Annotated in this window: 6 protein-coding genes; 5 read left to right on the plus strand and 1 reads right to left on the minus strand. The window is 39.5% G+C overall.

All coding sequences use genetic code 11. The annotated features are described in order from the left end of the window. The first annotated feature begins 38 nt into the window (after window positions 1-38). The 5 genes from ACOB80_RS00405 (at window position 39) to ACOB80_RS00425 (ending at window position 7,684) form a co-directional block, all read left to right on the plus strand. Window positions 39-1,976: an alpha/beta hydrolase family protein gene (locus ACOB80_RS00405; RefSeq protein ID WP_473163816.1), complete on the plus strand. Its 1,938-nt coding sequence runs from the start codon at window positions 39-41 to the stop codon at window positions 1,974-1,976. A 298-nt stretch (window positions 1,977-2,274) separates the two neighbouring features. Beyond that, window positions 2,275-4,221: an alpha/beta hydrolase family protein gene (locus ACOB80_RS00410; RefSeq protein WP_473163817.1), complete on the plus strand. Its 1,947-nt coding sequence runs from the start codon at window positions 2,275-2,277 to the stop codon at window positions 4,219-4,221. 88 nt (window positions 4,222-4,309) lie between these two features. Beyond that, window positions 4,310-4,675: a hypothetical protein gene (locus ACOB80_RS00415; RefSeq protein ID WP_473163818.1), complete on the plus strand. Its 366-nt coding sequence runs from the start codon at window positions 4,310-4,312 to the stop codon at window positions 4,673-4,675. Between the two features lie 102 nt (window positions 4,676-4,777). After that, a complete protein-coding gene (locus ACOB80_RS00420; protein WP_473163819.1) occupies window positions 4,778-5,533 on the plus strand; it encodes a substrate-binding periplasmic protein in 756 nt (251 codons plus the stop codon). Window positions 5,534-5,704: 171 nt separating this feature from the next. Further along, window positions 5,705-7,684: a TonB-dependent receptor plug domain-containing protein gene (locus ACOB80_RS00425; RefSeq protein WP_473163820.1), complete on the plus strand. Its 1,980-nt coding sequence runs from the start codon at window positions 5,705-5,707 to the stop codon at window positions 7,682-7,684. 101 nt (window positions 7,685-7,785) lie between these two features. Here the strand turns inward: ACOB80_RS00425 and ACOB80_RS00430 are convergent, their stop codons facing one another. Beyond that, window positions 7,786-10,599 carry a bifunctional aconitate hydratase 2/2-methylisocitrate dehydratase gene (locus ACOB80_RS00430; RefSeq protein ID WP_473163821.1) on the minus strand — a complete coding sequence of 938 codons (2,814 nt, stop codon included), beginning with the start codon at window positions 10,597-10,599 and terminating at the stop codon, window positions 7,786-7,788. Between the last annotated feature and the right edge of the window lie 151 nt (window positions 10,600-10,750).

Raw genomic sequence — 10,750 nt, forward strand, 5'->3', positions numbered from 1 at the left:
GTAACAAATCATTTCAATAATAATATCAAGGACTGAATATGAACCTAGTTGTAAAGGTTGTACTTTTAATCATACTCTACTCATCGACTGTTATCGCGCAAGATAAACTAACGTTTGAACAGTTTGGCCATTTACCCGTGTTTGAAAATGCAACTGTTTCACCTGATGGAAAAACAATAGCCGCTGTTTACAACGGAGCTGAAAATCCAAGTATTGTTGTTTCTGAGTTTGGCAAGAAAAAACTAAAAATCATTGCACAGTTGTCAAAGTCTAAAGACCGTATTGATGGTCTTACTTGGGTGAATAATGAACGAATAGTCATTTCCGCAAGTTACCCTAAATCCTATAATGGCCGTTACACTAGAGTGAATCGTCAGTATGCTGTAAATAAGGATGGCAGCAATGTTATCGTGTTAGAAAGACGACTTGCTAGAAAGCGGCCTGCATGGATGGATCTTTTAAGTTCAACACGTATACGTTCTCTCATTGTTGATGATAAAGAGCATATCCTCGTTGAGGCGTATGACGAGAGAGATGAAGGTTGGGCTATTTTCAAAGTCAATGTATACACTAGTAAATATGAAAAGCTATTTGCGAATAAGTATGAAGTTAGCTCTTGGTATGCGGATGCCAATGGCCAAGTTGTTCTTGGTATTGGTTACAGCGGCTCTAGAAAGCATAAAGACACGATAAATATATGGCACCGCAAAGACAACAATAGTGAATGGAAACTATTGCATTCAAGAGAGATGTTTAATAGCACAACGTTTTCGCCAATTTTAGTAAATGGCGATAAAGCGGTAGTACTAACAGATCATGAATTATACAGACAAGCTATATGGTCGTACGATATACCTACTGGAAGGTTTGAGAAAATTCTATATTCGAATGAAAAGTATGATGTAGATGCTGCTATTTTAAACCCTGAAAGAACTGAAGTAATTGGCGCAGTTTATTTTGACGATTATCGTCGTAACCACTTTTTCGATGAACAAGACGGCAATATCTATAAGGCAGTAGAAAACTCTTTTCCTAACTATGAAACGACGATTGTAGATTTTAGTTCTGATAGAAAGAAAGTACTAATTTTGGCTGAGCGAGATGATTCACCACCCAAGTATTTTTGGTTCGACAGAGAAACTAATAAAGCCGGTTTTTGGTTCAGTAAGTATCCAAAATTAGAAAATAAACCTTTAGCGAAGGTTCAGGCATTTGAGTTTCAGACGTCAGATAAAATGACATTAAATGGATATTTAACCTTGCCAAATAATGTAACAGAAAAGCCACCTCTAATTGTTTTTCCTCATGGTGGACCAAATGCAAGGGATTACCAGTACTTTGATCCTTACGTACAGTTTTTTGCTAATAAAGGGTATGCTGTTTTACAGGTTAACTATCGCGGTTCAACAGGTTTTGGCAATAGCTACGAAACAGCTGGCTACCGAGAATGGGGTCAGAAAATGCAAACAGATGTTTATGAAGCAATTGACTGGCTTAGAACTAACGACTTAGTAGATATGTCTAAAGTTTGTATGGTTGGAGCAAGTTATGGTGGTTATGTCGCTTTGCTAGCGGCGGTAGAGAGACCAAGTGACTATAAGTGTATCGTTTCTATTGCTGGCCTCGGAGATATTGAGATGCTCGCTGAATCTGAATACCAATATCCTACGATGCGTTCTTTTATTCAGAATACAATAGGGAATCCTCAAAATGATGAGGACTTAGCTAATATGCGTAAAATATCTCCAATTCACTCTGTGAAGAAGATAAAAGCGCCAGTTTTACTTATTCATGGTGCAAAGGATACCAGAGTAGCAATAAAGCAATCGATAGAATTCAATGACGAGGCTGAAGACGCTGATGTAGACGTAGAGTTTGTTCGATACAAATATGGTACTCATTTTTTAGATGAAAATGAAAACCGACTATCCGCCTTTAAAAAGATAGGTGAGTTTTTAGAAGAGCATTTGAAATAAAATGTAGATTACTTTCATTCTTAGATAAAAGCACCTTCGGGTGCTTTTTTTATGCCTTTAGATTAGGCCAGCGTAGTTATTTTCAAGCTCTTGTGCGGCTGGAAAACAATCAATCTCTTAGTTTCCTCATTTTAAATTGTAGCCTTTTTCCGCTGTTAACTTATTTATAAATATAGAGTTTTCCTTTGCCATTTTCTCAGTAAAGAATTGCTGGTAATTGTATATTGTTGTAGAGTGCTTTCGAATATTGTGCAAACGGATGCACATATAAAAATAAACATCGAACATGGAATTTAATATGAAGTCACTGCTTTTTTTATTTAGTATCTTGTTGATACTGCCTTTCACGTCAGAAGCTAAATCTAAACAATCAAATTTTGAAAAGTATGGCCACTTACCTATGGTACAGCTGGCGAGTGTTTCGCCAGATGGTCAAAACATTGTATCTGTTTATAACAGCGAAGAGGGGCCTTCTGTTGTTGTAACCAAGTTTGGCGAAACCGATATGGATAGCATTATCAAACTAAAAAAAGATATCGATCGCGTTGATAATATCTATTGGTTAAATAATGAAAGACTAATGGTTAAGGTCAGCTATACCAACTTTATGTATGGCTTTAAAATAAGAAGTTCCCGATTTTATGCTATCAATAAAGATGGTTCAGACCTCCTTGAAATTAGGCGTAAATACTTCAAAGATGCTTCAGCATGGGAGAAAAACTTAACGCCTTCATTGATTTCTATATTGCCTAATGATCCGAATGCTATTTTAGTGCAAATTTTCGATCGAAAAGATGAAGCTGTTTCAGTTTTCAAAGTTGATATTTACAGCAACGAATGGCGCAAAGAATTTGTTAACAAAGTGAATGTATTCGGCTGGGTTGCAAACAAGAAAGGTGAGGTTCTGTTTGGCTATGGTTTAGATGAAGATGATCGAACTTTTGAAACTCAGACTATATGGGCGCGCGAAACTGTTAAAGACGAATGGAAGCTTGTTAATAAGCGTAAATATTATCAAGGAGAGTCTTTTAATCCAGTATTAGTTATTGAGGATAAGCTTTACGTATTAAGCGATCGTGAATCTGGTCGTCAGGCGCTTTGGCTATTTGATATTAAGAAAGGTGAGTTTGAACAGCTGGTATATAGTCACGATACGTACGATGTTCAAGGTGTGATCTTTAACAACGATAGAACCGAAATTATTGGTGTTAGATACTTTGACCATTATAGACAGAACCATTTTTTTAATGAAAAAGAAGCAAAGGTATATCGTCTAGTTAAAAATAGCTTTAAGTCGTATGAAACGTCGATCGCGAGTTGGAGTGAAGACCGGACCAAAATATTAGTTAATGCTCAAAGACATGACTCGCCAAATAAATATTTTTGGTTGGATTTATCAAATAAATCGGGTGCGTTTTGGTTTAGTCAATTTCCTTATTTGGAGCGAACTAAACTAGGGAATAAACAGCCCATATCATTTAAGGCTCGTGACGGTTTGCCTTTAACTGGCTATTTGACCATGCCAACGAATACTAATGGTAAGAAACCTAAACTCATCGTGCACCCTCATGGTGGACCATTTGGCCCTAGAGACTATCAATATTTCGACCCTTATGTTCAGTTCATGGCCGGAATGGGTTATGCGGTATTACAAGTGAACTTCCGTGGTTCCGGCGGGTTTGGTACTTCATTTGAAACCGAAGGTTATCGTGAGTGGGGTAAGAAAATGCAGCAGGACATTTACGATGGGGTAAATTGGTTAGAAAAACAAGGCAGTGTCGACACTAATAATGCTTGTGCTGTAGGGGGAAGTTACGGTGGGTATGTTGCTTTAACCGCAGCTTTTCAAAAGCCAAATGATTACAAATGTATTGTGAGTATTGCAGGTATTGCCGATTTACATCAATTTGCTATTGATCGATCTAAACGCAAAGGTGGACTACGTGCTCATATTCGTGAGACTGTTGGTGATCCAGAAGATGAGGCAATTGCGCAAGAATTAAAAAATAACTCTGCCTCATATCACTTAGAGAAAATTAAAGCGCCTATTCTACTTATCCACGGAGATCGTGATACCAGAGTGAAAGTAACGCAGTCTAGTGACTTTTACAGTAAGGCGAAGCGAGCAGGCCTAGATGTAGAGTATCTAGAGCTAAAATATGGAACGCACTTTCTGGATGAACATGGCAATCGAACCGCTGCTTTTAAAGAACTTGGTGAGTTTTTACAAGAGCACTTGAATTAAATTTAGCTAATTTATGGTGGCTCAACTATTACGTATATGAGCCACCTTTGACAGTTTTATTTTTCGCTTTTATGCTATTGCTATGCAAATGAAAAGTCCCTTAATTGCGCTAGTTTTCGCTTCTACACTTGTTTTGACCTTCACGGGTTGTGCTCAGAGTCCTAAAGCTGAAAGCAGCGGCAGCAAAGCAAGTTACGACTTCGATCACGATGTAGTGTTTGAACAATCAAAAATAGGCGAACGCAAATACCTGATTGAAGTCAGGTCAAATCAAAAAAAGTCTTTTAGAACACTAGCCGCATTTTTAATGCGTCAAGCATTAGACACCTGTAAAACTTATGGTTTTACTATAGAAGTTCTTGGCGGTATTGAAGATGTTGACGATAAGCGCGGTAGGCCGAATTATATCATTCCATCTCTATCGGCAAACGTGCAGTGCCCAGTGTCAGATTAGTCAATTATTAGTAGAGAAAACGCTGCTTGTTACTATAATTAACGATAGAGTTGTGCAACATGTACAGAAGGAGCTGTCTCTTAGTATGTTTTAGGGGGCTAAATGCTCAAAGTCGTCACTAGTTTTACCGCTTTTGCTTTTTGTTTCTTTATGCAAACGGCTTCTTTTGCTAAAGATTCTATTACGGTATTTACTGAAGATTTTCCTCCTTACAATTACCTTTATCAAAATATTCTGGTTGGCGATAATGTTGAAATTGTTGATCGGGTATTCAAAGAGCTAAATCTCACCCCTAATTATGTTGTGTTGCCATGGGCAAGATCCTACCAAATGGTATTAACGACTCCTAATTCACTTGTATTTTCTATGGCAAGAAATAAAGAGCGAGAGCACAAATTTAAATGGGTAGGCTCGTTAAACGGTGTTGAAACGTGTTTGTTCTCATTGAGAAATACTGACCATGCCGATGTAAACTCTCTTGAAGGCGCGAAAAAGTTTAAAGTGGTTACGCAATTGGGTGGTCATATTAGTGTTCTGTTAGAGCGAGAAGGGTTTAAACAAGGCGAAAACTTGTTTGGCTCTGTAAACGTTGCTAGCGCATTAAAAATGTTAGAAACGGGTCGTACTGACCTGATAGGGCTCCCTGAGAGGGTTATCTATTATTACTTGCAACTGCAAAATAGAAATCCAACACAGGTTATTAAAAAACAGTTTTGTTTTGATAGCACTGCGCTATATCTAGCATTTAATGAAAATACACCAGACGCGCTTGTCGAAAAATTTAGAGATGCACTTATCAAAGTAAAATTAGATATGTTTGGACCCGAAAGAAAGCTTCCTACTGTTTCTAAAAATTAATTGAGATGGTACATAAATGCATTTCCCTTAGAATAGGCTTTACTGCTCTTCGCTATTAATATTTTGTTACTCAATTGCTTAGTGTTTATTTTTGTGATGTTATAACATATCTGAATCTGTCGTTATTATTAGTTTCAAATGTACAAGGAAAAATATAGAAAGCGGAAGTCGTTGCTATTCTCCATAGTATTATCTATAGCCCTACCTTCTTGGGCAGAAGAACAAGCTTTTCCAGCGATCTTTTTTAAAGATTTTGCACCACAAAATGCGCTAGACGTTGTTACGAACATTCCTGGCTTTACCGTAGATTTTGGTAAGAGTGTTAGGGGACTTGCAGGTGGCGGCGGTAATGTCTTAGTTGATGGTATACGTGTCTCGTCGAAGTCTGGTGGATTAGAAGAGGTACTTGCCCGTATCCCTTTTGCTCAAATTGAAAAAGTTATCGTAACCAGAGGAGGACAAGGAGTAGGGGACGGCAGTAGTCAAACTGTAGTCGCAAATATCATTCGAAAGAAGGTCGAAACCTTAGGCCAAATGTCGCTAACCATGCACTATGACTCAGCAGGTAACTGGTCTCCTGAAGCTGAAATTTCTTATGCTGGGCAAATAAAAGGGTGGCAAGGTAATATTAAACTTGATGCACTAATGGAAGACACTGAACAACGGACTCACTATCGCACTGAGTCCATGGATGGCGATTTACTTTCTGAAGAACAGGAAACTAAGAATACGGCGCTAAATGAATTCTTCATTTCTAGTGATATCACTAAAAATCTCGAAGATGAAAGCCTGCAAATCACCATGCGTGCAGGAAAAAGCCAATACCGGCCTCAGTTATCACGAGTACAATTAAACGACGTTGATCGTACTTTCGAAAATGACAGAAATAGCATTTATCATACTGCTGAAATTGGTGCAGATTGGCGACGAGATTATACACATTGGCAGTGGCGAACTATTGGCTTAATAAATTTCACCCATTGGACAATAGATCGCAACTCGCAATACAACGACTTGTTAGTACCATCTAGCAGTCAAAATGATTTTCAGCGAAATAAGTGGGAATCTATTTTACGAAATAGTTTTCTACAGTCCGATAGCTTTGGTGCGACTGAATTTGGCCTAGAGCTTACTTACAATCATATTAATGTAAACTCTAGCTATTACGAAATAGATAGTGAAGGTCATCGAACTAACATTGTTTTACCTGAAGCAAATGTTGAAGTGTCGGAGGTAAGAGCTGATGCATTTTATAGCAAACAATGGCGCTGGAGTAATGATGTTTCTTTGTCTTTGGGGTTAGCGGGAGAATACTCAAAAATCTCTGCAGAGGGGGATAGCGATAGTGAAGAAGACTACTTTTTCTTGAAGCCCTCTTTTAACCTGAGTAAACAATGGCAGCACGATTGGCAAACCCAATTTCGTTTGGACAGAACGGTAAACCAATTGGACTTTAAATTATATGCGGCGCAATCTAATGCCGATACTAATCGAGATCAAGCGGGTAACACGCAATTAAAGCCGGATAGTTTTTACGAGCTAAACCTCGCTAATGACTACCAATTTTCAGAGAAAACTGCGCTTCAACTTCAGTTGTTTTACCGCTGGTATGAAGATGTACTTGAACATCAATTGGTATCAAGTGGAGCTTCTGCTTTGGTAAACAGTGGGAAGGCTGAGGGGGTTGGTGGCAAGTTGGCACTAACTTACGCTACAGACAAATACCTGCGGGGTGGATTATTAACATTGAATTGGTTTGCGTTGAAAACGGAACATCAAGACGCTTTAACCAATGAAAAAAGAAGGTTGACGGGAGAAAAGCATCCTGATGCCGAAATTTCATTTCGACAAGATCTTGTTAGTGAAAATCTCGCGTGGGGAATTACCGCAGATTTCGCACAAGATGTTAGGTATTACTATGTGGATGAAATATCAGATCAAACAACTGAGCTAAATTGGTCGGGCTTTATTGAGTATCGAGGCTGGCAATATGGGAACTTAAAGCTGTCGTTGAATAAAGTAAATAACTACGAAAAACGAGAGTTAAGGCAATTCTATTCGCCAGATCGCGCAGGGGAATTAACTTCTTTTGCCTATATATTTAGAGAAGAAAAACCTGTGATTTCTTTGACCTTAAATTCAAACTTCTAAAAGTAAAAAGGCTACCAATTGGTAGCCTTTTTTATGTTCAGGATGAACGGTTTATCGTGGTGTCATGGATAACACGGAACGATAAATACCTTTTCACTAGATTAGCTAGGATCTGCAATTTTTACAGCTACAGCTTGTGAAGCTGGAACTGTCATCGCTTCTGTAGGTGGAGCGAAACGAGTTAGATCGATACCTTCAACAGCCGCTGTGTACTCATCCATCGTCGGGAAACGACCTAAGATAGTTGAAAGTACAACTAATGGCGTTGAACCAAGTAAAGATTCACCTTTCTTCTCAGCGCTATCTGCTACAACACGGCCTTGGAATAAACGTGTTGACGTTGCGATAACTGTATCACCTGGTTCAGCTTTTTCTTGGTTACCCATACATAAGTTACAGCCTGGGCGCTCAAGGTATAAGATGTTTTCGTAAGTCTTACGCGCTTCACCTTTCGGGTTGTCGTCGTCGAATACGAAACCAGAGTATTTAGCTAGGATATCCCAGTCGCCTTCTGCTTTTAACTCATCAACAATGTTGTACGTTGGTGGAGCAACAACTAGTGGGGCGTTGAATTCAATTGAACCGTTTTGCTTCTCTAAGTTACGGAACATTTGCGCGATGATTTGCATGTCACCTTTGTGAACCATACAAGAGCCAACGAAACCTAGATCTACAGGCTTGCCGTCGTAGTATGAAACTGGACGAATAACATCATGCGTGTAACGCTTAGAAACGTCTTCGTTGTTTACATCTGGGTCAGCAATCATTGGTTCAACAATTGTGTCTAAATCAACAACTACTTCAGCGTAGTACTTAGCGTTTTCGTCCGGTGCTAATGCTGGTGTTTCACCAGACTTGATACCAGCGATACGCTCATCAGCTAACTTAATAAGACCTGCTAGTGTTTGTGCTTCGTTATCCATACCTTTGTCGATCATGATTTGGATACGAGATTTAGCTAATTCGATAGACTCAATTAATGTTTCGTCATTTGAAATACAAACAGACGCTTTCGCCTTCATTTCAGCTGACCAGTCAGTGAATGTGAACGCTTGGTCTGCTAATAAAGTACCAATGTGTACTTCGATTACGCGGCCTTGGAATACGTTTTCGCCTTCGAACTGCTTAAGCATTTGTGCTTGCGTTGCGTGAACGATATCACGGAAGTCCATGTGATCAGCCATTTTACCTTTGAAGGTAACTTTTACTGATTCTGGAATTGGCATTGCAGACTCACCAGTTGCTAGTGCAATTGCAACAGTTCCTGAGTCAGCACCGAATGCTACACCCTTAGACATACGTGTATGTGAGTCACCACCGATGATAATTGCACGGTCGTCAACAGTAATGTCGTTTAGTACCTTGTGAATTACGTCAGTCATTGAGTGGTAAACGCCTTTCGGATCACGTGCAGTGATAACACCGAATGCGTTCATAAATGCCATTAACTTAGGTGTGTTAGCTTTTGCCTTGCTGTCCCATACAGAAGCTGTGTGACAACCTGATTGGAATGCGCCGTCAACAAGTGGAGAAATTGTTGAAGCAGCCATTGCTTCCAATTCCTGACATGTCATAGGGCCAGTGGTATCTTGTGAACCTACGATGTTTACTTTAACACGTACGTTTGAACCAGCGTGTAAAGGCGCATCTGAAGAAACACCCACAGCATTGCGGTTAAAGATTTTCTCTACCGCTGTTAAGCCTTGACCTTCATGTGAGATTTCTTTTGCAGCCGCGTAAACAACTGGTGCTTCAACACCTAGTGTTTCAGCTGCAAATGTTTGTAATTTCTTACCGAAAGTAACAGCGTAAGAACCGCCGGCCTTCATGAACTCAAGCTTTTGCGGTGTGAATGCAGAAGCAATGTCAGCAACTTCTTCTGCGCCGTTGTATAGTTTCTTAGCAACGGTGTCGATAGTTAATACCGTACCTGTTGCTACTGAGTATGCTTCTTCTAATACTGGGTCGCCGTTTGCGTCAACTACAGTGTTACCGTTAGCATCTACTTTCTTCACCCAGTTTTTAAGGTCAAGGCCAATACCACCTGTTACATCAACTGTGGTTAAGAAGATTGGTGCGATACCGTTAGTACCAGCAACAACTGGTGCAATGTTGACAAATGGAACGTAAGGAGAAGCTTGCTCACCAGCCCAAAGTGCAACGTTGTTAACACCAGACATACGTGAAGAACCAACACCCATAGTACCCTTTTCAGCAACTAGCATAACTTTCTTGCCAGGGTGCGCTTTTTGAAGGGCAACGATTTCTTGTTGTGCTTCAGGTGTGATCATACATTGGCCGTGTAATTCACGGTCAGCACGAGAGTGTGATTGATGACCTGGGGATAATAAGTCTGTAGAAATATCACCAACACCAGCAACGTAAGTTACTACGTCAACTTTTTCTGCAACGTTAGGCAACTTTGTGAAGAACTCAGCATTTGCGTAGCTCTCTAAAATGTCTTTAGCTACTGCGCTGCCTGCTTTAAAAGCATCAGCTAAACGGCTAGTGTCAGCGTCGTATAAGAATACTTGAGTTTTTAATACGTCAGCAGCGGGTGCTGAAACAGAAGCGTCGTCGCTTAAGGCAAGGTCAAGTAATACTTCGATTGAAGGACCGCCTTTCATGTGAGAAAGCAATTCGAATGCAAACTCAACTGAAATTTCAGCAACGATTTGTTGACCTAAGATGATTTCTTTTAAGAATTTCGCTTTAACGCCTGCTGCGCTAGTTGTACCTGGAAGCGTGTTGTAAATGAAGAAGTTTAATGACTCTTCACGGTGAGCGTTATCTTGATCTTTAATTTGCTCAATAATTTCCGCTAATAAATCAGCGCTATCAATTGGCTTTGGTGCTAAACCAAGCTCTTCTTTACGGTTTTTAATTTCCGCTAAATATTCTGAATACAAGCTCATTCGATACTCACTTTTTCTTAACTAACTACCAGTACCCTATTTACTGGTAGACTAAATCCGGGCGCACATTTTACCTTATTTTTCGTAAACGCGTAATCATTTGCTTTAATAAGCACTATTCACGAAATTTATGATAGGTAGAAATTTTACT

The sequence above is a fragment of the Thalassotalea coralli genome, assembly GCF_055786205.1.